General features: G+C 71.6%; 17 protein-coding genes, 1 tRNA gene and 1 other RNA gene. 9 read left to right on the top strand and 10 right to left on the bottom strand.

All coding sequences use genetic code 11. From position 1 onward, the window contains the following. A partial coding sequence (locus tag ACQRUO_RS31120) for an ABC transporter permease (protein ID WP_428319455.1) occupies nucleotides 1-1,330 on the top strand: 1,330 nt, incomplete at its 5' end. 95 nt (nucleotides 1,331-1,425) lie between these two features. Here ACQRUO_RS31120 and ACQRUO_RS31115 read toward each other — a convergent pair. The 3 genes from ACQRUO_RS31115 to ACQRUO_RS31105 form a co-directional block, all read right to left on the bottom strand. Next, nucleotides 1,426-2,196: a MerR family transcriptional regulator gene (locus tag ACQRUO_RS31115; protein ID WP_428319454.1), complete on the bottom strand. Its 771-nt coding sequence runs from the start codon at nucleotides 2,194-2,196 to the stop codon at nucleotides 1,426-1,428. Nucleotides 2,197-2,310: 114 nt separating this feature from the next. Beyond that, nucleotides 2,311-3,507 (bottom strand): hypothetical protein, encoded by a 1,197-nt coding sequence (locus tag ACQRUO_RS31110; RefSeq protein WP_428319453.1) that lies wholly within the window; start codon nucleotides 3,505-3,507, stop codon nucleotides 2,311-2,313. A gap of 138 nt (nucleotides 3,508-3,645) precedes the next feature. After that, nucleotides 3,646-4,782, bottom strand: a complete 1,137-nt coding sequence (locus ACQRUO_RS31105) for a metallophosphoesterase (RefSeq protein ID WP_428319456.1) — start codon at nucleotides 4,780-4,782, stop codon at nucleotides 3,646-3,648. A gap of 564 nt (nucleotides 4,783-5,346) precedes the next feature. Here ACQRUO_RS31105 and ACQRUO_RS31100 point away from each other — a divergent pair. Further along, nucleotides 5,347-7,851 (top strand): alpha-amylase family glycosyl hydrolase, encoded by a 2,505-nt coding sequence (locus tag ACQRUO_RS31100; RefSeq protein WP_428319452.1) that lies wholly within the window; start codon nucleotides 5,347-5,349, stop codon nucleotides 7,849-7,851. A 91-nt stretch (nucleotides 7,852-7,942) separates the two neighbouring features. On the opposite strand, the gene ACQRUO_RS31095 is transcribed toward ACQRUO_RS31100, so the two are convergent. The 3 genes from ACQRUO_RS31095 to ACQRUO_RS31085 all read right to left on the bottom strand — a co-directional run bounded on the left by ACQRUO_RS31095 (nucleotide 7,943) and on the right by ACQRUO_RS31085 (nucleotide 10,230). Beyond that, a complete protein-coding gene (locus ACQRUO_RS31095; RefSeq protein ID WP_428319451.1) occupies nucleotides 7,943-9,214 on the bottom strand; it encodes a hypothetical protein in 1,272 nt (423 codons plus the stop codon). Further along, entirely contained in the window at nucleotides 9,204-9,806 is a 603-nt protein-coding gene (locus ACQRUO_RS31090) for a SigE family RNA polymerase sigma factor (RefSeq protein ID WP_428319450.1), read from the bottom strand. The genes ACQRUO_RS31095 and ACQRUO_RS31090 overlap by 11 nt, the downstream gene beginning before the upstream one ends. Nucleotides 9,807-9,897: 91 nt before the next feature. Then, nucleotides 9,898-10,230 (bottom strand): hypothetical protein, encoded by a 333-nt coding sequence (locus tag ACQRUO_RS31085; RefSeq protein WP_428319449.1) that lies wholly within the window; start codon nucleotides 10,228-10,230, stop codon nucleotides 9,898-9,900. 566 nt (nucleotides 10,231-10,796) lie between these two features. Between ACQRUO_RS31085 and ACQRUO_RS31080 the strand changes: the two genes are divergently transcribed. Together ACQRUO_RS31080 and ACQRUO_RS31075 are read left to right on the top strand one after the other, a co-directional pair. After that, nucleotides 10,797-14,486, top strand: coding sequence for an ACP S-malonyltransferase (locus ACQRUO_RS31080; RefSeq protein ID WP_428319448.1), 3,690 nt, complete (start codon nucleotides 10,797-10,799; stop codon nucleotides 14,484-14,486). Nucleotides 14,487-14,527: 41 nt separating this feature from the next. Beyond that, complete coding sequence (locus ACQRUO_RS31075) at nucleotides 14,528-15,997, top strand: hypothetical protein (protein WP_428319447.1); 1,470 nt, start codon at nucleotides 14,528-14,530, stop codon at nucleotides 15,995-15,997. A 68-nt stretch (nucleotides 15,998-16,065) separates the two neighbouring features. On the opposite strand, the gene ACQRUO_RS31070 is transcribed toward ACQRUO_RS31075, so the two are convergent. Both ACQRUO_RS31070 and ACQRUO_RS31065 read right to left on the bottom strand, forming a co-directional pair. Next, entirely contained in the window at nucleotides 16,066-17,508 is a 1,443-nt protein-coding gene (locus ACQRUO_RS31070) for a DEAD/DEAH box helicase (protein ID WP_428319446.1), read from the bottom strand. A 194-nt stretch (nucleotides 17,509-17,702) separates the two neighbouring features. Beyond that, a complete protein-coding gene (locus ACQRUO_RS31065) occupies nucleotides 17,703-17,906 on the bottom strand; it encodes a cold-shock protein (protein ID WP_030916923.1) in 204 nt (67 codons plus the stop codon). Nucleotides 17,907-18,357: 451 nt separating this feature from the next. On the opposite strand from ACQRUO_RS31065, the gene ACQRUO_RS31060 reads away from it, so the two are divergent. Continuing rightward, the gene (locus tag ACQRUO_RS31060) at nucleotides 18,358-18,579 is read left to right on the top strand and encodes a hypothetical protein (protein WP_428319445.1); all 222 of its coding nucleotides are present in this window, start codon (nucleotides 18,358-18,360) and stop codon (nucleotides 18,577-18,579) included. A 34-nt stretch (nucleotides 18,580-18,613) separates the two neighbouring features. Here the strand turns inward: ACQRUO_RS31060 and ACQRUO_RS31055 are convergent, their stop codons facing one another. Next, nucleotides 18,614-19,249, bottom strand: coding sequence for a dihydrofolate reductase family protein (locus ACQRUO_RS31055; protein ID WP_428319444.1), 636 nt, complete (start codon nucleotides 19,247-19,249; stop codon nucleotides 18,614-18,616). Nucleotides 19,250-19,730: 481 nt separating this feature from the next. On the opposite strand from ACQRUO_RS31055, the gene ACQRUO_RS31050 reads away from it, so the two are divergent. Further along, nucleotides 19,731-20,195, top strand: a complete 465-nt coding sequence (locus tag ACQRUO_RS31050) for a helix-turn-helix domain-containing protein (protein ID WP_428319443.1) — start codon at nucleotides 19,731-19,733, stop codon at nucleotides 20,193-20,195. Nucleotide 20,196: 1 nt separating this feature from the next. Then, nucleotides 20,197-20,763 carry a PIN domain-containing protein gene (locus tag ACQRUO_RS31045; protein ID WP_428319442.1) on the top strand — a complete coding sequence of 189 codons (567 nt, stop codon included), beginning with the start codon at nucleotides 20,197-20,199 and terminating at the stop codon, nucleotides 20,761-20,763. A 329-nt stretch (nucleotides 20,764-21,092) separates the two neighbouring features. Here the strand turns inward: ACQRUO_RS31045 and ACQRUO_RS31040 are convergent. Further along, nucleotides 21,093-21,177 (bottom strand) — tRNA-Ser (locus tag ACQRUO_RS31040). A 133-nt stretch (nucleotides 21,178-21,310) separates the two neighbouring features. Between ACQRUO_RS31040 and ffs the strand changes: the two genes are divergently transcribed. Next, nucleotides 21,311-21,401, top strand: an RNA gene (ffs, locus tag ACQRUO_RS31035) — signal recognition particle sRNA small type. Nucleotides 21,402-21,470: 69 nt separating this feature from the next. Beyond that, nucleotides 21,471-22,842 (top strand): DNA polymerase III subunit gamma and tau (locus ACQRUO_RS31030; RefSeq protein ID WP_428319441.1); only part of this gene is annotated, 1,372 nt, incomplete at its 3' end.

The following is a 22,842-nucleotide window of genomic DNA, read 5'->3' as shown; positions in this document are numbered from 1 at the left end:
GGGGGGGGAGGGGGGGGGGATGTTAGGAATTCACACCGTGTTAACCACCACCCCTCCGGTCCCGGCGCTGCGGGCCGGGCGGCTGAGCACCGTCGAGGCGCTCGCGGTCGGGCGCACCCCGCGCGCGGGCGGCGGCCGGCGGGTGCGGGGGCTGATCGGGCGGCTGCCGCTGCCGCGCCCGGTCGGACTGGGCCTGGGCACCCCGTTCGCCAGGCCCGGGCGGTCGGCCACCATGCTCGCCGCCGTGGTGCTCGGCACCGTCGGGGTGACCCTCGGGGTGGGCCTGACGGTCTCGTTGAACACGGTGGCGGCCGGGATGGAGCGGGACCGGCCCGGCGCGCTCTCGGTCACCGCGCTGCCCCCCTTCGGTCCGGCGAGCAACGGGCACCTGGCCCGGGCCGCCGACCTGCCCGCGGTCGACGCGAAGATCGCCGGCTACCCGGGCACCGCGCGCTACTTCCGCACCGACCGCTCGATGCTGAGCGTGGTCGACCTGGCCGGCCCGACCACCGTGGTCGGCTACGACGGTGACGCCGACTGGGGTTCCTACCAGATGGTCAGCGGCAGTTGGTTCCACCACCCGGGCGAGGCCGTGGTCCCCTCGGCCTTCCTCCAGGCCACCGGCAGCAAGGTCGGCGACACCATCCGGTTGACCGACGGCAGCGGACGCACCGCGCCGGTCCGGATCGTCGGCGAGGCCTTCGACACCGAGGACTCCGGCATGGTGATCCGTACCGAGCGCGCCTCGCTGGCGCCGCTGGTCGACCCGGTCGACCCGATGGGCGTCGACTACGAGATCGACCTGAAGCCCGGGACCGCCGTCGGCGACGCCCTGGGCGCGCTCGAAGCCCCGCTGGCGCCCTACGGCTTCGCCCCCGGCAGCTACCACCCGCTGGTCAACCCGACGGTGCTCGCGATGGACACGCTGGCCGCGATGCTCACCGCGATGCTGGTCGCCGTGGCCGGGCTCGGCATCCTCACCACCGTGCTGCTGGACACCCGGGAACGGGTCCACGACCTGGGCGTGTTCAAGGCCCTCGGGATGTCGCCGCGGCAGACCACCGCGATGGTGCTCACCTCGGTCAGCGGGATCGGTCTGCTCGCCGGCCTGATCGGCACCCCGCTGGGCGTGGCGCTGCACCACGCCATCCTGCCCGCGATGGGCCGCGCCGCCGGCACCCGGCTGCCCGCCGCCGACCTGGCGGTCTTCGACCCCGGCACGCTGGTCCCGCTGGTCCTCGGCGGTCTGCTGATCGCCACCGCCGGTGCCTGGCTCCCGGCCCGCTGGGCCGCCCGCACCCGGACCGCGGCGGCGCTGCGCACCGAGTAGTGCGCCGCGGGTGGGGCGGTCGGAGGTCTGCAGCCCCCCGATCGCCCGCCCGGGTCCGGTTCGCCCGGGCTGGGTTCGGCTCAGCTCAGCTCGGCTCAGCTCAGCCGGGTGTCGGCGTAGACGTCCATCGCGGCCTGCTGGTACTCGGCCAGCCCCTCGGCGATCCTGTCGAAGTTCGCCCGGAACTGCGGGTCGTCGACGTAGGTCCGGCCCAGCCCGTGGTAGGCGGCCGCGTTGGGCGTCCAGAACCGGCACACGCCCTGGTAGTGGGCCGCCACCTCGGCCTGCACCGCGGGGTCGGCCACCGGCGTGCCGGCCACCATGAACTCGGCGAACCGGATCATCTGCGCGGTCGCCTCCCGCTGCCACCGCTCGGTCTCCTCGGCGGTCATCGCCGCCACGGCCTGCCGGGACTGCTCCCAGGCCTTCGGCCACCGCCGCTGCACCTCGGCGTCGTCCTCGGAGTGGTCCCGCTCGAAGCCCTCGAACAGGTTCTCCGGTCGGTTGATCTGCGTCATCCTCGTCCTGCCGTCCTTCCGTTCCTCCAGTTCGGCGATGGTGCGGCCGACGGTCCGGGCCAGCGTGGCCAGCCGGTCCCGCTCGCCGAGCAGCCGCTGGTGGTGCTCCCGGAGCACCGCCACCTGGTCGACCTGGCTGTGCAGCACCGCCCGGATCTCGCGCAGCCCCAGGCCCAGTTCCCGCATCAGCAGCACCTGCTGCAACCGCAGCAGCTCCGCCTCCCCGTAGTACCGGTGTCCGTTGCTCGCGATCCCGGCCGGTGCCAGCAGGCCGATCTCGTCGTAGTGCCGCAAGGTCCGGGAGGTCACCCCGGACATCCGCGCGACCTCCGCGATCGACCAGCTCACCGTGGGCCTCCCATCGCCGGGGCCGGTCTCTCCGGCCCCACCGCAGACGGTAGAAGTTGACGCTGCGGCAACCGCAAGTGCAACCGCGGTCAGCTGCAGGCGGGTGCTCGGCGGTCAGTGCTCGGCGGGCGGGTGTTCGGCCGCTGTGGCGGCCCGGTCGAGGGCGGCGAGGTCCTGCGGCCAGGCCCGGCGCACCTGCTCCGCGACCCGCTCGGCGTAGTGGGTGAGCAGGTCCCGGTCGTCGAGCGGCGGTGCCAGGTCGAGGTGGTCCCACCAGACCCAGTGGTGCCACGGCTTCCGCCCGCCCCACGTGGTGCGCAGGGCGGTGAAGGCCGCCGGGTCGGTGACGTAGACGCCCCAGAACGGGCGCTGCTCGCTGCTGTCCGGGTCGGGCGCCACCCGCTGCCCGAGGCCGAGGCCGAACCGGACCGCGCCGTCCGGGGCCAGCCACTGCCGCCGCGACAGCAGCACCGCGACCTCGTCGTGCTCCTTGGTGCCCTTCGCCACGTACTCGAACGAGGTGACCACCAGGTCCCCGCCCAGCTCGCCGGCGAGCGCGCGCAGCGCGGCGGCGGTCGGCTGCGGGAGCCGGGCCAGCAACTGCCGGGCGGCCTGCCGGGCCGGCCGCAGCTCGGCGCCGTGGGCGAGCCAGAACCGGGCGGCGTCCTGGTCCACCGGCTCCAGGCCGAGCATCCGCTCCAGGGTGGCCAGGTAGTCGTGGGCCACCGCCCGGCCGCGGGCGGCCGCGCCCGGGGGCGGCTGCGGTGCGTCGGCGAGCGCCTGCCGCAGGTCCTCGGCGAGGGCGACCAGGCCCAGCGCCTTGAAGCGCCCGTCCGCGGGCTGGTCGCCGCGGCGGGTGAGGAAGACCAGCACCGGCTGCGGCAGGCCGGCGTGGTCGTCGGCCTGCCGGGTGGTCTGCCCGTCGCCCTCGGGCGCGTTGATCTTCAGCTCGACCACCAGCGTGCGGTCCGGCAGCGTCACGACGATGTCCGGGCGGCTGCTCGCCCGCACGACCTGGGTGCGGACCCGGGCCCGGAACAGCGGGCCGGCGTCGGGCGGCTCCGGCACCCCGCACCGCCGCAGCACGGCGGCCAGCACCGCCGGGCCCAGCCGGTGCGCCGCGCGCGGGTCCAGCAGCCAGGCGATCAGGCGTTCGTGGTCGAGCTCGACCTCGGAGCGCCCGATCACCTCCAGCGTGGTGGCCGGCCCGGGCAGCCACCGTCCGGCCCGTTGCAGCGCCGTCAACTCGCCTGCCAGTGCGGTCCAGTGCGTGGCCGCCTGGTCCGTCCTGGTCCCGTCGATCCTGCTCACCGGTACGCCTCCCGCCGACACGGAGTGGCGAGGCTAGCACCCGCAGCTATCGGAGCGGGAGATTCCAGGAGGCCGTCGAGCCACGGGCGCGGGGGTGCCGCCGGTGCGTCAGCCGTGCCCGGCCGCGTGCTCGGCTCGTCACGCCCCGCCCGCGCGCAGGGTGAGCAGCGTGATCTCGCTCGGCGCGAAGACCCGGAACGGCGGCCCCCAGAAGCCGGTGCCGCGGCTGGTGTAGAGCCGGGTCCGCTCCCCGTGGTGGCTCAGGCCGTGCACCACCGGCTGGTCCAGCCGGACGAGGAAGTTGAACGGCCAGATCTGGCCGCCGTGGGTGTGCCCGGATATCTGCAGGTCGATGCCGGCGGCAGCGGCTTGCGGGACGTACTTGGGCTGGTGCGCGACGAGCAGTACCGGTCGCTCCGGGTCCGCCCCCGCCAGCGCGCCGAGCAGGTTCGCGCGGTGTCCGGCGAGGCCGGAGGACTCCGCGGTCACGTCGTCCACGCCCGCGAGCACCAGGGCGTCCCCGCCGCGCTCCACCACGACGTGGCGGTTGTGCAGCGGCTCCCAGCCCAGGTCGGCCATCCGGTCCAGCCAGCCCTGCGCCTCGCTCGAGTACTCGTGGTTCCCCGTGACGTAGACCCTGGCCAGCTTGGCCCGGATCGCCCCGAGCGGCGCGGACTGCGCCCGGCGCTGGGTGGGGGTGCCGTCGGCGATATCGCCGGCGTGCACCACGACGTCCGCGTCCAGCACGTTGACGGCCTCGGTGACCCGTGCCGACCAGTCGGCCCGGTCGATCGGCCCGTAGTGGGTGTCGGCCAGCACCACGACCCGGGTCCCGTCCAGGCCACCGCCGAGCCGCGGCAGCCGGACGTCCAGTCGCTTCACCCGGGGCACCCGCATCGCCTCGTGGTGCCCCCAGGCCAGCAGCCCGGCCGAGACCACGGCGACGGCCGCGGCGACGGTCCTGGCCCGGTCGGTGCCGCCGACGTCGAGCCCGATCAGCACCAGGTCCACCAGACCGCCCAGCACCGACCAGGTGAACAGCACCCAGATCATCCCGAGGCTGGTGTCCGCGATGCGGGCCGCCCGGTCGTTCCGCCGTGGTCCGTGGCCGGCGACCATCAGGAAGGGGAAGGAGACCAGCCAGCCGACGAGGACGACGGTGCCGGCCAGGAAGACCGGGAACGGCCAGTCGACGCCGGCGGCGAGCAGCGTCCACCAGGGCGGCAGGCCCAGCACCAGGAGGATGAGGACGACCACGGCCAGCCGTCGGCGGATGGACCGCCGGGGCCGCGCCGCGCTCCCGCCCGCCCCGGCTGCCCCCGCTGCACCGGCCGCGGGCCGGGTGACGGCCGCGACGGTGCCGGACTCCGCACCGTCCGCCCGGGGCTCCGACTCCGACCTGATGGATTCGCTGTCCGTCACTGCGCCGCCCCTCGTCTCTGTTCTCCCCATCATCCGATATGCGCGGCCTGCCACCGGCGGGCCGGCAGGCCCCTGCCGAGTGCCGGGGCTCCCGGGACGGGTGATGAACAGGCTTGCAGCAAGTTTCCGCAAATCAACGCAAGGGCCTTGACGTGCCCTCGCGCAGGCGCGATCGTCATCGCCCGAGGCATCGTGCCGCCCGGGGTGCGCGATGCGTCAGGCAAGGCCGGCGCCCCCTTGCCGTCCCCCACCCAACCCCAGGGTGTCGACGTTGCCGCGGTGTACAGCCGGGTGCGCGCCGGCACCTTGCCCTGCCCAGGAGGCCGCCCTCCCATGAGCCCCAGCGGCATCAGCCCCATCGCGACGAGACGCCGGTCCGCCCGGCGCAGCGCCGGACTCCGCCGGACCGCCACGGTCGTGACCACCATCGCCCTGCTCGGCGGCGGCGGAGTCTCGCTCCCCGCCCGGGCGCTCGCCGCCACCCCGACGGCGGTCAGCCTGCCGGGCACGTTCGACTCGACGATCGGCTGCTCCGGCGACTGGCAGCCGGCCTGCGCCCAGGCGCAGCTGACCCTCCAGGCCGACGGCCGGTGGAAGACCTCGCTCGACCTGCCGGCCGGGAGCTACTCCTACAAGGTCGCCGTCAACGGCGGCTGGACCGAGAACTACGGCGCCGGCGGCGCGCCGGGCGGCGCCAACCTCGCCATGACCGTGCCGACCGGCGGCGAACAGGTCACCTTCGTCTACGACCCGGACACCCACGTCGTCACGGACGACTCGGCCATGCCGGTGGTGACCGCCGTCGGCGACTACCAGTCCGCGCTGGGCTGCGGCGCCACCTGGTCCCCCAGCTGCGCGACGACCACGATGACCGACCCCGCCGGCACCGGGGTCTACACCTACACCACCACCGCCATCCCGGCGGGGAACTGGAACACCAAGGCCACGCTCGGGCAGTCCTGGACCACCAACTACGGTGCCGGCGGCGCCGCCAACGGATCCAACATCCCGTTCACCGTGCCCGCCGACGGGGCGACCACGACGTTCTCCTACAACGCGGCCACCCACCTGACCACCGTGGTGAGCGGCAACGGACCCACCGCCCCGCTCGACACGCTGGGCGCCCTGTACACCGCGACCGCCACCACCTTCCGGATCTGGTCGCCGGACAGCGCCGACGTCACGGTCGGCATCGGCGGCACCAGCTACCCCATGACCCCGACGACGCTCAGCGGCTACACGAGCGTCTACCAGGCCGTCGTCACCGGGAACCTGCTGGACCAGACGTACCAGTTCGCCGTCAACGGCGTCGCCGTGCCCGACCCCTACGCGCAGATGGTCAACCCCGGTACCACCCAGGGCGTGGTCGTGGACACCGCCGCCGTCGCTCCCTCGAGCGGCAGTTGGGCACCCCGGCCGGCGCTGGTCAACCGCGAGGACGCGGTCGTGTACGAGCTCAGCACCCACGACTTCACGATCGATCCGAGCTCGGGGGTCGACCCGGCGAAGCGCGGCAAGTTCCTCGGCCTGGTCCAGACCGGCACGACCGACGGCGGGGTCAGCACCGGCATCGACCACCTCAAGCAACTCGGGGTCACCGCCGTGCAGTTGATGCCGTCCTTCGACTTCGGCAGCACGGTGCCGAACTGGGGCTACGACCCGGTGGACTACAACGTCCCGGAGGAGCAGTACTCGCAGTTCACCGCGCCGGAGGACCGGATCCGCGAGTTCAAGGACATGGTCAACGCGTTCCACCAGAACGGCATTCGCGTGATCATGGACGTGGTCTACAACCACACCTACACCAAGAGCGTGTTCGGCAACATCACCGGGAAGTACTACACGCCGACCGACCTGTCCGGCACCGGCGACTCGATCGACGACGGCAACCCGATGGTCAGCCGGATGATCCAGGACTCGCTCGAACACTGGGTGCGGGACTACGACGTCGACGGCTTCAGGTTCGACCTGGTCGGCGTCCACTACTACGCCAACGTGCTCGGCTGGGCGGACTACCTGCAGACCAGCTACCCCGACCGCGACCTCATGATGTACGGCGAGCCGTGGAACGGTGGGGCGAGCGACCCGAACGAGGCGCAGAAGGTCCGCTACGGCACCGTGCCGGCGCTGGCCCCGGTGCACTTCGGCGTCTTCAACGGCGTGTACCGCGACGCGATCCGCGGTGGCACCGACGACAACGTCATGGCGTACATGGGCGGTTCGGGCAACGCGTCGGCCATCGCCTTCGGGCTGACCGGTTCACCGACCGACACCGACAGCACCGCGACGCTGTCCGACCTCTGGAGCCCGGCCTTCGCCGACCGGCCCGAGCAGACCATGAACTACGTGTCGATCCACGACAACCTCAACCTCTACGACAAGATCACCTACTCGGGCGGGTCCGGCGGTGCTACCGGCACGGCCGGACGCATCGACCGCTTCGCCGTCGGCACCATCCTCGCCTCACAGGGCATCCCGGTCATCGCCGAGGGGGACGAGTTCCTCCGCTCCAAGGTGGTGAACGGCGACTACACCACCGCCATGAACTCCTACAACGCCCCGGACGCCGTCAACGCGATCCACTGGGGCGACATGATCACCAACGCGAACATCGTCGGCTACTACCGGGACGCCATCGCCCTGCGCAAGGCCACCGCCTCGCTGCGGCTGACGACCTGGTCCGCGGTCAAGAACCAGATGACGACGCAGATCAACGGCTCGGTGGTGACCGCCATGATCAGCTCCAACCCGGCCGCCCCCACCTCGTACGACACCGTCGTGGTCACCAACCCGACCGGCAGTCCCTACACCGTGACGCTGCCGGCCGGAACCTGGACCAAGGTGCTGGACAGCAACGGCGCCACGGCCACCGGTGACACCTCCTGCGACGCGCAGGCCGTGACCGTGTTCACCAGGAACTGACCTCGCCGGGGTGCGTGGGGGATCACGAGCAGGTGATCCCCCACGCACCGCCCGCCGTCGCCGCCGGCCGGCTGCGACCGGCTGCGACCGGTCAGGAGCGCCAGGACGCGTCGGTCACGATGGCCTTGAGCTGGTCCGGGCTGAGTGCCGGGGTGCCGGGTCGGGCCGTGTAGCCGTTCTCGCCGTTCCACTCGGAGATCGAGACGTGCCGGCCGTCCGGGGCGTACACGTCGGCCGTCCAGTGCAGGACCGGATCGGTCGCGGTCTTGCCGTTGCCGAAGCGGTTGGTGACCACGAGGGTGCCGTCGGGCAGCTTCTCGTGCACCTCCAGCGGGGTCGGCACATCGGCCTCGACGGACTTCTCCTCGTCCTGGCCGCGTGCCGACGGCGGCTCCACACCCACCTGCACCATGCTGGTGCGCCCGTCCAGCGTCACCGTGAGGTCCGCCTGGTCCGTGCCGGCGGGAGTGGCGGAGGTGGCCCCGGCCGGCAGCAGGGGCACCAGCTTGGCGCGCAGCTCGGCCGCGGTCGGGCCGGCTGCGCTCGGGCCGGCCGTGGGCGACGACGCGGCTGCCGGGGACGGTGGGGCTCCCTTGGTGGGGGCGTTCTTCAGCGGCGGCAGCGCCGCGAAGACCCGCTCCCAGGCCGGCGCGGTGAGGAACGCGGTGAGCTGTTCGGCGCTGAGCGGTGGGTTCTCCCGGTTCTTGACGGCCGGCTGCCCGTTGAACTCGATGACCGACACCCGGCGACCGTCGGGAGCCGCCCAGGTGGCGCGCCACTCCCGGCCGCCGGGAGTCTGCTGGGAGCGCAGCTTGTCGATCACCACCGCCGAACCGTCCGGCAGCGTGCTCCGGTCGCAGGAGTCCTGGGGCATGGTGAAACCGTCCATGCAGACGGCGCCCGCCTCGGGTGCCAGATCCGTCCGCTCGACGGTGTACTCGAAGATGCTCGCCCCGGAGCCGTCGTCGAACAGCAGCGTGCCGCCGGTCCCGTCCGCGTCCCCTGGCCGCGTCCCCTCGCCCGTGCCGCTCGCGGCCAGCACCGACACCTTCCCCGGCGGCAGCAGACTCGTGACCAGGGCGACCATCTCGTCCTTCGACAGCTTCGGCAGCTTCGCCGACACCGTGGCGCCGGGGCTGACGGCACCGGTCGCCTGGTGGCCCAGCGCCATGAAGCCGCCCGCCCCGACGAGCACCAGCGTCGCCAGACCGCCCGCCACCGCGGTGCGCCGCCGACGGCGCCAGCGGCGGCCGTGCGCCTCGGCGCCGACCGTGAGGCGGTGCGGCAGCACGTCGGGCGTCAGCTCGGCCGCGTCGCGAAGGGCGCGGGCGAAGTCGTCCTCGAACTCGTGGTCAGTTGGCATCGCGCAGCACCGCCTTGCGGGTGGAGGGGCTCGTTCCAGGGTTCCGGCGCACGGCCGCATCGAGTTCGTCGCCGAGCAGGGCCCGCATCCGGGCCAGCGCCCGGGTGCTGCGCGAGCGGACCGCGGTGGCGCTCAGCCGCAGCGCGGTCGCGGTCTCCTCGACGCTGCGGTCCTCCCAGAACCGCAGCACCAACACCGCCCGGTCCTGCGCCGGTATCTGGCCCAGCGCCCGCAGCAGCGTCAACCGCACCGCGGGGTCCGGGTCGTCGACGGCCACCTCGGGGAACTCGGCGGTGACCCGCTCCGAGGCACTGCGCCGCCGGCGGTAGGAGAGGAAGGTGTTGACCACGACGGTCTGCGCGTACCCGCTCGGGTTCTCGAGCCGCGAGATCCTGCGCCACTTCACGAAGATCCGGCCCAACGCCTCCTGCACGAGGTCCTCGGCGAGGTACGCGTCACCGCCGGTCAGCAGGAATGCGGTCCGCAGCAGCTGCCGCCCGCGGGAGGCGACGAAGTCCGGGAACTCCGGGAACTCCGGGAGGTCCGGAGACCGAGGTCCGGCCGGCGAGTCCGCATCCGATGATTCATCCATACCTTGGTAACGCCGATGCCCAGCGCTTTCGTGGCAGACCGCCCGGCGGCCGGCAGCCGCCGGGCGGCGTGCAGGGCCGCGCGCCGCACTGCTACGACGCGTCCGGCTCCTCCGCCAGGGCCTGGCGCGCCTTGCCGAGCACCTTCGCGCGGAACGGGTTCGCGGTGTCCAGCGCCTCGGCCACCGCCACCGCCTCCTGCAGCAACGCCAGGCGGGCCACCGGGAGTTCACGGAGCCGGGGCGCGCGACTCGCTTCCACCAGCACGTGGGCGAGCTTCGAGCCGTGGACGGCCGGACTGACCTGCGTCAGGACCCGGTACACCCACAGTGCATCCGGTCCGCGCAGCACCCGCAGGTTGGTGCTGAGCAGCTTCACCCTCGCGCGAAGCACGGCGTCCTGGTTCACGGCGGCGTCCTGGTTCATCGATCCCCCTCATCCCGCACTCCCGGGGCACCCCCGCCGGCGGCGGGCAGCACGACGTACCTGCCGGGAGCTGAGGACAGCCACCGGCAGGTCGGTCGAGGGAGTGGATGCCGTCGAGTCTGCGGCTCGCGGGGACGCGCGGACAAGGGTGGTGTTGCGTGCTCTCGGTCCTACCGCAGCCGCCTTTGACCAGGCATGATGGAGTCGACACTCTGCCGGTGGTGACAGACCCGGTAGCCGCCCGCGGTCCGCGGGGACGGCTGGACGAGGGTCAGGCGCTCTTCCCGCCATCGACAGTTCAGTGGACGGTGCAACCAAAAGCGCTCGCGGTCACGTTCATTGGGCTGTAGCCGGCGTGCGGCACTCCCGCTCCGTTCGCGGACCGGGGCCGCAAGGAATTGGCTCACAGCGGCTTGGAAAAGCGCGTACCGGAACGTGTCGAGCCCGCTCGATCGAGCGGCAGCAATTCCTTTCACCCTGACGCCCGTGGATTCCCGCGCCCAAAAGGCGGGCGGGCGATGTCAGCGCCCAGCAGAAGCCGAGAGGCGATGCCTGTGTTCGATTCCATGTCCCATGCCCTTCCGTCCGTTCGTCCCGCGCTCGCCGCGGCCGCACCACCCGTGCTCGTCGGAAACCTCCTCGGCGCCGAGGAGCGCATCCGGGTGGCCGGGTTCTTCCCCGGCCTGGGCAGCCGGGGCTTCTACCGGAGCCTCGGTCGGCAGTTCTTCGACTCCGGTGTCCCCACGGTCACCGTCATCTACCGCGAAGCCGCCCGCGCGCTCGGCTTACCCCTCCGTCCCGAGCTGCTGCTCCCGGACCCTGAGCACCTTCCGGCGGGCACGATGGAGCGTCAGGGCTTCATCGGGGCCTCCCTCCTGGTGCACAGCCTCGTCCTGGACGCCCACCTCCGCGACCGGATCGCGAGGATCGGGGCCCCGGTCGACTTCGTCGCCTACACCGGCGAGAGCTTCGGCGTCCTGACGGCCGCGGTGGCGAGCGGCTCCCTCTCCGTCTTCGACGGCGTCAGGATCGCCCAGGCCTTCACACCGCTGATGCTCCGGGCCGCCGGCGGGGAGCCGTACCACGTGGTCGCCGTGAAGGCGCAGAGCCCCGGCGCCCTCGCCGAGCTCCTGGACGGCGTGCGAAGGGCCTTTCCGCTCACCGACGTCGAGGTGCACAAGACCTACGCGCCGACGCAGGCGAACCTCTACGTCCGCCCCGGGGCCAAGCCCGCGTTCGACGCCTTGGTCGCCTCCGTCGTGGGCGCGACCAGCTGGGAACTGAAGGAACCGACCGTCTTCCTCGCCCACTCCGCCCGGATGCGTCCCGCCCGGGAGGCCCTGGAGCGGTTCATCGACGGCCACCGGATCCACTTCGACAGCCCGCAGGTCCCGGTGGTGTCGAACCACGACGCGTCCCTGCTGACCACGGCGTCCGCCGTCCGCCAGGGCGTGCTGGCGATGACGGACCGGGTCATGGCCTCGCGCGACACCTGCGAGAGCCTGAACGGCCTCGACGCGGACCTGGTGGTGGAGCTGGGGCTGGGGGAGAAGTCCGTCAGGCTCCTGCGGGACAACGGTGTCGCCGCCCCCGTCACGGCCTACACGGGAAGCCGTGCGGACACCACCAGGCTGCTGAGCGCCGTCAACGTGATGAGCGCCCTGACCTCCCGGCTGGTGGAGCTGTACGGCTCGGCGGAGGAGCTGACGCGCGAGGACTACCAGCTCCTGCACGAGCTGTTCCGCCTCGCCGCCGAGGACGACTTCTGTGACGACTACTTCTCCCGTGCCCTCGGGCGCGTCATCACCGCGGAGATGGCGCGCCCGGTCCGGCAGGGGTCGCCCGCGTTCTACCGGTTCCTGGAGGTCTTCCAGCGCACCCGCAGCCACCGCGAGCACCTCGCCGTCGACCAGGGCGAACTCGCCGTCAGGGCGCGGCTGAAGAAGTGGATCACCGCGGAGGACCCCGCGCTGGTGGGCCAGGCCTATCTGGAAGTCACCGTGCGGGACGCGGCCGGCGACACCTGCGCCCGGACGCTGCCCACCACCCGCCCGGAGGTCGTCGTCTTCCACTTCGGTGGACCGTGCGACCTCGACGACCAGGCGCTGGCCCGCAGGACCCGGACGCTGCTGGACAGCCGGCCGGCTCCGGACGGGATCGACGACCGGCTGCTCGTCGACCGGCTGCTCGACGACCGGATGCTGGCAGGCCTGGACCCCGACGGCGACCTCGACCCGGCGGGACGCCGCATCGTCTACCAGTACCTGCTGTTCGGCGCCCTCGCCCGGCACCGGCCCGCCCTGTTCGCGCAGAGCGACCACTACCTCGAAGGCGGCGACGTCCCGGGCTGGCTGGCGGCCCTGGCCGTCTCCGGCGCCGTCTCCCTGGCGGACGCGGTCACCCTGGGCACCGAGCGGGCGGGCAGGGACGTGACGGAACCGATCCTGAAGAGCCTCACCATCGCCGGGATCCCCCTGCTCTCCCCCGCGGGCGTGCCGATCCGTTCCCGGAGGGAGCTGGAGGCCACCACCCGTGCCGTGCTCCGGCACGGCGCCCTGGAGACCCGGGTACGGCCGATCCGCCTCAACGGCAACTGCCAGGTGGTGGCCCTCGGTTCGCAGCCGACCGCGACCGACCTGGACGCCGGACCGTTCGCCACCCACATCGTCGCCGTCACCGAGCCGGCCGAGGCCTGGCGGAAGCGGGTGAACCTCCCCCTCGACGAGTTCGAGTACGCCTGCGTCCTCGCCCTGACCGGGGAGAACGAGCGCGTCCTGGCCACCGCCCGCAGCCGCCGGGTCCTCTCCAGCACGGTCTACTCCTACATCGGCATGGAGGAGACGGTCCTCGGCTTCGGTCAGGGCGGCAGCGAGTCCATGACCGTCTTCGTCCGGAAGGAGGGGGAGGAGCACGTCACGGTCCGGAAGGTGCTCAGCGAGGCGCTGACGACCGCGCGGTGGGACCCGGAGGGGCAGGGCGTGATGCTCCCGCCCTTCGCCAAGGCCAGGCGGCAGGCCGAGTTCCTGCAGTCGCTGCCCGCAGCGGTGCGCGGCTACTTCCCCGAGGTCTTCTCCGTCCTGGAGCGCGAGGCCCTCGTTCCGTACCACCTGCGCTTCGGCGACCGCAGCGTCGCCCGGGAGGTCATCTACGAGATGAGCTACCTCGTGGGTGAGGAGGTCAGCCGGTTCGTCGAGAAGCACGTCCCGCCGGCCGCCGTGATCGCCCGGCTCTACGAGCAGATCATCCGGGTGCTGAACGACGAGGTGCACAGCACGGGCCGGGTACCGGCACCGGGCGGGACACTCGAGACCTCCTACTTCAGGAAGATCGAGGACCGCCTGGAGCTGTGCCGGCGTACGGCGCCGCGCACCTTCGGCCCGCAGCTCCTCGACACCGACCGGATCCTCGTCAACGGCGTCTCCTACCTCAACCACGCGGCCCTGCTGGCGCGGTTCCGGGGCAACCCGGAGTTCGCCCGGATCCTCGAACCCGCCTTCCACTCCCTGGTCGTGGGCGACACGAACACCGAGAACATAAAGATCACCGACACCGGACCGCTGCACAACGCCCAGCGACTGATCGAGTCCGGGGCACCGCAGGAGGACGTCGACGCGGCGCTGGCGGCCATCACCCCCGCCGCGCTGGGGATCAGGTTCCTCGACCCCCGGGCCATCGGCTTCAGGAGCGAGGGCAAGGACACCCGCGACGACCCGATGTACGACAACAAGCCGTGGCACAACTCCATCGGCCACTACGACGAGCTCCACCACGAGCAGTTCACCATGAGCGTCGACGCCGGCGAGGGCAGGACCCCCAGCATCGACATCGCGTTCCGGAGCGGCAACCCGTACCAACGGGCGTACCGGGTGCGGGACGTGAGCGTGGCCGGGGGCGGCGTCGGCACCGCGGCGGCCCAGGGCATGGGGGACATGGCGGGCATGGAGGACTACTTCGCCCCCGTCATGACGGCCGCGCTGGGGCTGGACGACCCCGAGTCGCGCTACCTGCGGGACGACCCGTACTGGCTGATCCGGTTCGTGTTCATGATGGGCCAGCACTTCACGGCCATGCCGCCCTTCCACTTCCAGCAGGAGCTGGACGGCACCCTCGTGGACTCCTACCAGACCCAGCGCCGCCCGGTCGCGATCTACTGCGAGGGCGTCAAGTGGCTGAACTGGGCGCTGCAGCTGCTGGAAGGGGACCGGACGGAGTTCCTGGGCCTCGCGGTACCCCCGCTGCCCCACCCGAACGACTGAGGCACGCGACCACCACCAACGACATCGGAGGATCGAAACCCATGAACGCCGTTCCGCGCTCCCTCCCCATCTCCGGGCTGAACGACATGTCCAACGAGTCCCGGATGATCGCGACCCCGTGGAGCCGGGTGCTCCGCGGCATCGGCCTCGGCCAGTACCCCGTCGACTACGACCCGACCCTCGCCGGCCACATCCGCGACGCGTTCGACCGCCTGGCGGCGAAGGTGGCGCCGTCCGACGGCTACACCCTGTTCTGCCGCGCGATGGCGGACTTCACGCTGAAGGTCGCCGAGCCGGGCCGCGACCGCGCCTGGCTGGAACCGGCCGTGGGGCCGCTGCTGGAGGCCGTCCGGGCCGTGCCCAACCCCTACTACCGGGCCATGGCCGGCAGCATCCTCATGGACGCCTTCGCCAAGCTCGAGCTCGACCTGTCGCTGCTGGTCAACGCCGCGGTGGACTTCCCGGCCGAGGTCCTCGGCATGCTCGACGAGATCGCCCCGGACCAGATCAAGGACGAGAACCAGGGGCGGCACGGAGCGTACGAGCGGGCCAACGCCTGCTCCACGGTCTTCCTCGCGCTGGGCCAGCTGGGCCTGCGGGACCGCCTGGTCACCGCAGAGCGCAACCACGTCATCGAGGCGCTGGACCTGCTGGACGGCTTCCCCGTCCCCTACTTCTGCGGGCGCGTCGGCGGGATGCTGCTGTCGGTGATCGCGCTGCTCGGCTACACCGAGCACATCTTCGACGGTGACCGCGACTACATGCAGGAAGTCCTCGAGTTCCTGACGCGGGCCGACGAGATCGGCAACTGGCCGGCCTTCCACAACGACATACCGCTCCCCTGGAAGAAGGCCTACCCCCTGCTGACGATGCTCAACGCCGTCGCCATGTGCGGCAGGGCGGAGTACCTGAAGCGGCCGATCGACGCCCTGGCCGAGGCCAGGAACCTGCTGGGCCGGATCCCCTGGAACACCCGGGTGCACATGGCGCAGTACTACGTCATCGCCCTGCACAACCTGGGGCGCCTGGCCGACCAACTGCCCGACCTGGACGCCTTCCTGCAGGACGTCGCGGCGGTCCTGGACATCGTCGACCCCGGGGAGAACTACGCACCCAGGGGCAACGCCTACCCCTACATCATCGAGACGATGATGATGACCGGCCGGATGGACCTGGTGCCGGACGCGGCGCTGGAGCGGATGGCCGACTCGTTCCCCGACCTCGACAGCAACCACCACAACCGGGCGAACCGCGCGTTCCCGTTCAGCTACGCCCTCAACGTCCTCGGAGAGATCGGCGCCGCCGAGCTGATCTTCGCCCCACGGGACCGCTACGAGGGCCGCTCGGCCATCGCCTGGGTCGTCGACAACCTGTCCGAGGGCGCCAGGGAGGAGGGCGATCGAGTCTCGATGATCGACAACTGCCTGCTCGGCTACGCCCTGCGGATGCGCGGCGCCGCCGCGGGGGAGACCGAGCTGTTCGAGGGCTTCGTCTTCCCCTTCGCGCGCTGAACCAGCCCCGGACGAACGACGAAGGACCCGACCGCACTGCGGTCGGGTCCTTCGTCGTTCGTCCGGGGCTACTCGCCGCTCGGCCGGAAGGCGGTACTGCCCGAGCTGCCGCCGGTGGTCGGCCGGGGGCGGGTGGTCGGGGTGGGGCGACCGTAACGCTTTGGGTTGGTGGGCCGGTTGCGGCGGGGCCGCTCGATGACCGGGTCGGGGATCGTGACGGGCACACCGGTGGGGACGCGGGCACCGGTGATCCGGGCCAGCTCCCCGTCGCCGGCCCGGACCTCGGTGGTGACGTGGGTGATGCCGGCTGCGGTCATCATCCGGGCCGTTCCCCGCCGCTGGTTGGGGAGGACCAGGGTGACGACGGTGCCGGACTCGCCGGCCCGGGCGGTGCGTCCGCTGCGGTGCAGGTAGTCCTTGTGGTCGGCGGGCGGGTCCAGGTTGACGACCAGGTCGAGGCCGTCGACGTGGATGCCCCGGGCGGCGACGTCGGTCGCGACGAGCGCGGCCACCTGGCCGCCGCGGAACTGCTCCAGGGTCCGGGTGCGCTGCGGCTGGGACTTGTCCCCGTGCAGGGCCGCGGCCTTCACGCCGTTCGCGAGCAGCGTCTCGACCAGGCGGTCCGCGCCGCTCTTGGTGTCGATGAACATGATCACCCTGCCGTCGCGGGCGGCGATGTGGGCGATCGTGGCGTCCTTGTCGGCCGTCCGCACGTGCAGCACGTGGTGCTCCATCGTGCTGACCGCTCCCGCGGACGGATCCACCGAGTGCGTGACCGGGTCCTTCAGGAAGCGCCGCACCAGACCGTCGACGTTGCGGTCCAAGGTGGCGGAGAACAGCAACGTCTGGCCGCCCTCGGCGACCTGTTCGAGGAGTGCGGTGACCTCGGGCAGGAAGCCCATGTCGGCCATCTGGTCGGCCTCGTCGAGGACGGTGATGCCGACCCGGTCCAGGCGGCAGAGCCGGCGCTCGACCAGGTCCCCGAGCCGACCGGGTGTGGCCACCACGATCTCCGCCCCGCGGTTCAGCACCTGTGCCTGGCGCCGGACCGGCACCCCGCCGACCACGGTGGCGATCCGCAGCCGCGTCGCGTGGGCGTACGGGGTGAGGGCCTCGGTGACCTGCTGCGCAAGCTCACGGGTGGGGACCAGGACCAGCCCGAGCGGACACCGCGGCTCGGCCTGCTGCCCGGCGGTGCGGGCCAGCACGGCGAGCCCGAACGAGAGCGTCTTGCCGGAGCCGGTGCGACCCCGTCCCAGGACGTCGCGGCCGGCCAGCGAGTTCGGCAGCGTGGCGGCCTGGATCGGGAAGGGAGTGGCGATGCCCCGCCGCGCCAGGACCCTGAGCAGTTCCCCCGGCATGTCCAGCTCGTCGAAGGAACTGACGGCGGGCAGCGCCGGCACGGTGGTCACCGGCACCGCGAACTCCTGCCGCGAGGCGTACCCCGCGCTGCCGCCCGGCGTGGACCGGGAACCGGTGCGTCGGCGCGGAGGATGGCTGGAACGGTTCATGCGGGGCCCTCCTCGGGGCGGCGGGGATCGTTACGGTCGGCGCTCACGGGGGCGGGAGGGTGGCCGGTGGACCGGCTGGCCCGGGCCGGACGAGCTCGCGGGCGGGTGGTGCGGCAAAGCCGAGGGGCCCGCACCGGGCACCATGTGCGCGGCGCGGGCCCCTCGTCGCCAGGCGGTTGCCCTGGCGGTGGGAACTACAGCGGGCGAATGTTCTCGGCCTGCGGGCCCTTCTGACCCTGCGTGACGTCGAACTCGACCTTCTGGCCCTCAAGCAGCTCGCGGAAGCCGCTGGCGTTGATGTTCGAGTAGTGGGCGAAGACGTCCGGGCCGCCACCCTCCTGCTCGATGAAGCCGAAGCCCTTTTCCGCGTTGAACCACTTCACAGTGCCATTAGCCATGTAAGAAATCTCCTTCAAGGGACCTTCCGGGACTCGCACGATACGAGCACCGAGTCACCGCGATGAGCGCCCGCCCGGAGAACATCCGGAAAACAAAAATGCGCCCGCGGTACATCAGCAGGCGCACACAAGTTCATGGGAACCACTACTGCAACTCCTTCGACTGTAGCAGTCCCGGGCCCGCAACGGGGGGACATTTCGCCCCCAGTTTCGCCGGAGCTTGCCGCCTGCGCCGGCGGGCCGGAGCCGCCTCGCACGCCAACGGCCCTGCTGGTCGAGGTGGTTCGCCCGATCGTACGGGGTGCCCGCCGTGCGACGGGCGACCCGTGGTGCCCCCGCGGGCGCACGCCCCCCGGGGGAGTGCCGTTCGACACACCCGGCATTTCGGGCATTCGGAATTCGGACCGCCGGAGAGGTCGCCTCCCGCGCTCCACGGCGCATACTGGCCTGGATGAGAAAAAGTGAAGCAGTCCGCCGACACCTGCCCACCAGCCCCTTCAAGGCCAAGGCCGAAGCGCCACGCAAGCACTTCGCCCTCGGCGAGCGCGTCACCCACGACACCTACGGCCTCGGCCGGGTCATCGGCATCGAGGGCGACAGTGCGGTCCTGGTCGACTTCGGGTCGCGCCAGGAGCGCATCGCCGAGCCGTACCGCGGGATGTTCAACCTCTGACCCGCCCCCGGATCCCGGCCGGGTCCCGCTGCGCTCAGCCCTCGCCCCCGGCATCGCGGCCGGGCGCGCTCATGTCCCCGGTGGCGGGGGTGCCGGCGGCCAGCCCGTAACGCAGGAGGACGGTGCCCCGCGGGCTGGCGGCGGGCGGTTCGAGCAGGGTGACGTTGGTGGGGACCGCGCCGCCGTCGAACACCTTCTTCCCGGTGCCGAGGACGATCGGGTGGACCCAGAGGTCCAGGCGGTCGAACAGCTTCTCGCGCAGGAGGGTCTGCACCAGGTCCAGGCTTCCGACGACCTTCACGTGTTCGTGCCGGTCGCGGATCTCGCGCACCGCTCCCGGCAGGTCCGGCCCGAGCTGTGTGGACCCTGCCCAGGGAAGGTCGGGCTTGCCGTGGGAGGCCACGTACTTCGGGATGCTGTTGAAGAGTGCGGCGAAGGGGCTGTCCCCGGCCTGCGGCCAGTAGGCGGCGAAGATGTCGTACGTCCGCCGGCCGAGCAGGAGGGCGTCGGTGCCCTGGTAGGCGGCGTCGACCTGCGCTCCGGCGACGTCGTCCAGCAGGGGGGCCTGCCAGCCGCCGAAGGGGAAGCCCTCCGGGTCTTCGTCGGGACCTCCGGGCGCCTGCCCGACGAGGTCGAGGGTGGTGAACAGTGCGATGTGGATGAGGCCCATGGCGTGCTCCCGATGAGTCGGTTGCCTGGTGGGGAGTCCAGGCGGGTCGGGTCGGGCGAACGCATCGCGCCGCCGCGACCCGGCTGCTCACCTCGATGGTCACCCCGGAGGCGTGACGACGCCCTGGCACGGAGAACGACGAAGGCCCGGACCGCGTTGCGGTCCGGGCCTTCTGCCGGCGGAGGATACGAGATTCGAACTCGTGAGGGGTTGCCCCCAACACGCTTTCCAATGACTGAGACCACTCGTTCAGGCTCCCCGGTGAAGCGTCGGCTCTGACGCAATCATCGGTTCGGCCACCTGTCGGCAACTGCCCGACCGGAGCGGTCCGGCCTGGGTGCAGCCATCGCTCCCCCGATCGAGTGAACCGCCAGCACTCGGCGGTTGGCCGAATCGTTACCCGGGAACATGTTGCGAATACTTCGAATACTTCGAATACTTCGAATACTGCGACTACGCTGGGAAGCTAGGAGGTTCGACTATGGCAACCGCCACGGAAGGCCGGAAGATCGCGCCGGGCACCGTCGACGCTCAAAGCGCCGAGCGGGCGCTGCGTAGGGTCCGTGACTACCTCGCGCACAACGCGGACGCCACCGCGGACATCACCATCGTCGGTGAGGTCGGCTCCGATGATCCTCTCGTCCTGCCCCGCCCCACCGTCGAGATGTTCGCTGCGATGCTCGCCGCCCTGGCGAATGGGCAAGGCGTGCAGGTCATGCCTGTCAACGCCATCGTGTCCACCCAGGTCGCCGCCGACATGCTCAACGTCTCCAGGCCCTACCTCATCGGTCTCCTGGAGAAGGGAAGCATCCCCTTCGAGCGGGTCGGGCGCCATCGCCGCATCAAGTTCAACGACGTCATGGAGTACAAGCGGAGAGACGACCGCGAACGCAAGGACGCAGCCGACTCCCTCACAGCCCTCGACGAGGAGCTGGGGCTGCTCTGACATGGCCTTCATCGTCCTGTACGACTCGAACGTGCTCTATCCGAACACAGTGCGGGATCTGCTCATCCGTCTGGCTCGGCACGGGATCGTCCAAGCCAAGTGGACCGAGCAGATCCTCGACGAGGTGGAAGCTGCGCTCCGTCGGAACGACATCGGAGATGACGAGAAGCGTGCGGAGCTGCGGCGCCGCATGAACGCAGCCGTGCGGGACTGCGTCGTCACCGGTTACGAGCCTTTGATCGACGGGCTCAAGCTCCCCGATCCGAACGACCGTCACGTTCTTGCGGCAGCGATCAAGGCCGGCGCGCAGGTCATCGTCACTGACAACAGCAAGGACTTCCCGTCGGAGTGCGTGGCGGAGTGGGGCATCGAGCAGAAGACCGCCGACGACTTCGTCATGGACTTGATCGACCTGGACGACCGTGTGGTCTACGGCTGTGTCATGGAGATTGCCGGCAGTCGGCGACGGGAGCCGGTTACGTTCGATGATGTGTTGGGCCAGCTGGAGAGGTCTCAACTGATCGGATCGGTGAGCATGCTCCGAGGCGGACCAGTCGAGAGCAGCTGACGCGCCAAGCCCCAAGGCCGCGGCCACCAGCAGATGCTGGCCGCGGCCTTCCCGCATCTCACTCACAGGCACAGGGACGGGATGACGCTTGGCAACTCTGAGTGGACAAGGACGATGTCGTCACCCCGCCAATGGGAGAGCCGCTGACTCCGACGCCGAAAGTCTGAGCAGAGAGGGGCACCTTGCAGGGGCCGGCATCCGAGCCGCCAGGCTCTATGGCGCGCACCGCGCCGTTGCTCTGGTGGGCCGTCGAGATGATCGAGGTGCAGCTGTGGGGAACAGGACGCGACGAAGGCCCGGACCGCGTTGCGGTCCGGGCCGTCTGCCGGCGGAGGATACGAGATTCGAACTCGTGAGGGGTTGCCCCCAACACGCTTTCCAAGCGTGCGCCCTAGGCCTCTAGGCGAATCCTCCGTGGGAGAGCTTAGCCCATGTTCAGGGGTGCTCGCGAACCGCTATGTCGCAGGTTGGGGGTGGGGGTGGCCTGCGGATCGGAGAGTGGGGTGGGTGGGCGGGGCACCGGTCGGGATCCGGTACTCTAGGTGCCAGCCCCTCGTGTGGCGTTATCTCTCTGAACCCCCCCAGGGCCGGAAGGCAGCAAGGGTAGGAGGGCTCTGGCGGGTGCACGAGGGGTCCTTGCGTTCCCGGGCGGGGACGGGGGCGGCGGGACGCCGCGTTTGTCCGTGCGGGCCGATATCGTCGATGGCGTGTCCCTAGCCCTGTACCGCCGCTATCGCCCCGAGACTTTCGCCGAGGTCATCGGGCAGGAGCACGTGACCGCTCCGCTCCAGCAGGCCCTGCGCAACAACCGGGTCAACCACGCGTACCTGTTCAGCGGCCCGCGCGGCTGCGGCAAGACGACCAGTGCGCGCATCCTGGCCCGCTGCCTGAACTGTGAGCAGGGGCCGACGCCGACCCCGTGCGGGGAGTGCCAGTCCTGTCGTGACCTGGCGACGGGTGGGCCGGGCTCGATCGACGTGATCGAGATCGACGCCGCCTCGCACGGTGGTGTGGACGACGCGCGTGAGCTGCGCGAGCGGGCGTTCTTCGCGCCGGTGCACAGCCGCTACAAGATCTTCATCCTGGACGAGGCACACATGGTGACCTCGGCCGGCTTCAACGCGCTGCTCAAGGTGGTCGAGGAGCCGCCGGAGCACCTCAAGTTCATCTTCGCGACCACCGAGCCGGAGAAGGTGATCGGGACGATCCGGTCCCGCACCCACCACTACCCGTTCCGGCTGGTCCCGCCGGGGACGCTGCGGGACTACCTGGCCGAGGTCTGCCAGCGGGAGCAGATCCAGGTCGAGGACTCGGTCTTCCCGCTGGTGGTGCGGGCCGGTGCCGGGTCGGTGCGTGACTCGATGTCGGTGATGGACCAGCTGCTCGCCGGGGCCGCCGAGGGCGGGGTCACCTACAGGATGGCCACCGCGCTGCTCGGGTACACCGACTCCGCGCTGCTGGACGAGGTGGTGGACGCGTTCGCCGTGCAGGACGGGGCGGCGATCTTCCAGGTGATCGACCGGGTGGTCGAGGGCGGGCACGATCCGCGGCGGTTCGTCACCGACCTGCTGGAGCGGCTGCGCGACCTGGTGATCCTGGCCACCGTGCCGGAGGCCGGGGAGAAGGGCCTGATCGACGCGCCGGCGGACCGGGTCGCGGCGATGCAGGCGCAGGCCGAGCGGTTCGGGGCGGCGGAGCTGAGCCGGGCCGCGGACCTGGTCAACACCGGGCTGACCGAGATGCGCGGGAACGCGGCGCCGCGGCTGCAGCTGGAGCTGATCTGCGCCCGGGTGATGCTGCCCGGTGCGTACTCGGACGAGCTGTCGCTGCTCGCCCGGGTGGAGAAGCTGGAGCGGCGCGGGGCGGCGGCCGGCCTGGGCGTGGCGATGGCTGCGGGACCGGTGGCGGGAGGAGCGGTGGCAGCGGCATCGATGCCTGCCGCGCCGGCCGCGGTGGCGCCGACCCCGCCGGCTCCACCCGGACCACCCGCACGCCGAACAGCCGCTTGCCGAGGCTGCGACCGGTCATCGCGACCGGCAGCGCCTCGCCGAGGAAGCCCGCCAGCACCAGGACCCCGAG

It is taken from the genome of Kitasatospora sp. LaBMicrA B282, from assembly GCF_050325825.1.
GTDB lineage: Bacteria > Actinomycetota > Actinomycetes > Streptomycetales > Streptomycetaceae > Kitasatospora.
The sequence above is the reverse complement of the archived record's forward strand: the minus strand, read 5'-3'. Positions and strand labels throughout refer to the sequence as shown.

What these genes read in the sequence shown, in the direction of transcription:
- ACQRUO_RS31055 (WP_428319444.1), bottom strand. Translation starts at nt 19,249, where the DNA reads ATGGGCCTCATCCACATCGCACTGTTCACCACCCTCGACCTCGTCGGG.
- ACQRUO_RS31095 (WP_428319451.1), bottom strand. Translation starts at nt 9,214, where the DNA reads ATGCCAACTGACCACGAGTTCGAGGACGACTTCGCCCGCGCCCTTCGC.
- ACQRUO_RS31060 (WP_428319445.1), top strand. Translation starts at nt 18,358, where the DNA reads ATGAGAAAAAGTGAAGCAGTCCGCCGACACCTGCCCACCAGCCCCTTC.
- ACQRUO_RS31070 (WP_428319446.1), bottom strand. Translation starts at nt 17,508, where the DNA reads ATGAACCGTTCCAGCCATCCTCCGCGCCGACGCACCGGTTCCCGGTCC.
- ACQRUO_RS31090 (WP_428319450.1), bottom strand. Translation starts at nt 9,806, where the DNA reads ATGGATGAATCATCGGATGCGGACTCGCCGGCCGGACCTCGGTCTCCG.
- ACQRUO_RS31075 (WP_428319447.1), top strand. Translation starts at nt 14,528, where the DNA reads ATGAACGCCGTTCCGCGCTCCCTCCCCATCTCCGGGCTGAACGACATG.
- ACQRUO_RS31050 (WP_428319443.1), top strand. Translation starts at nt 19,731, where the DNA reads ATGGCAACCGCCACGGAAGGCCGGAAGATCGCGCCGGGCACCGTCGAC.
- ACQRUO_RS31065 (WP_030916923.1), bottom strand. Translation starts at nt 17,906, where the DNA reads ATGGCTAATGGCACTGTGAAGTGGTTCAACGCGGAAAAGGGCTTCGGC.
- ACQRUO_RS31085 (WP_428319449.1), bottom strand. Translation starts at nt 10,230, where the DNA reads ATGAACCAGGACGCCGCCGTGAACCAGGACGCCGTGCTTCGCGCGAGG.
- ACQRUO_RS31080 (WP_428319448.1), top strand. Translation starts at nt 10,797, where the DNA reads ATGTCCCATGCCCTTCCGTCCGTTCGTCCCGCGCTCGCCGCGGCCGCA.
- ACQRUO_RS31045 (WP_428319442.1), top strand. Translation starts at nt 20,197, where the DNA reads ATGGCCTTCATCGTCCTGTACGACTCGAACGTGCTCTATCCGAACACA.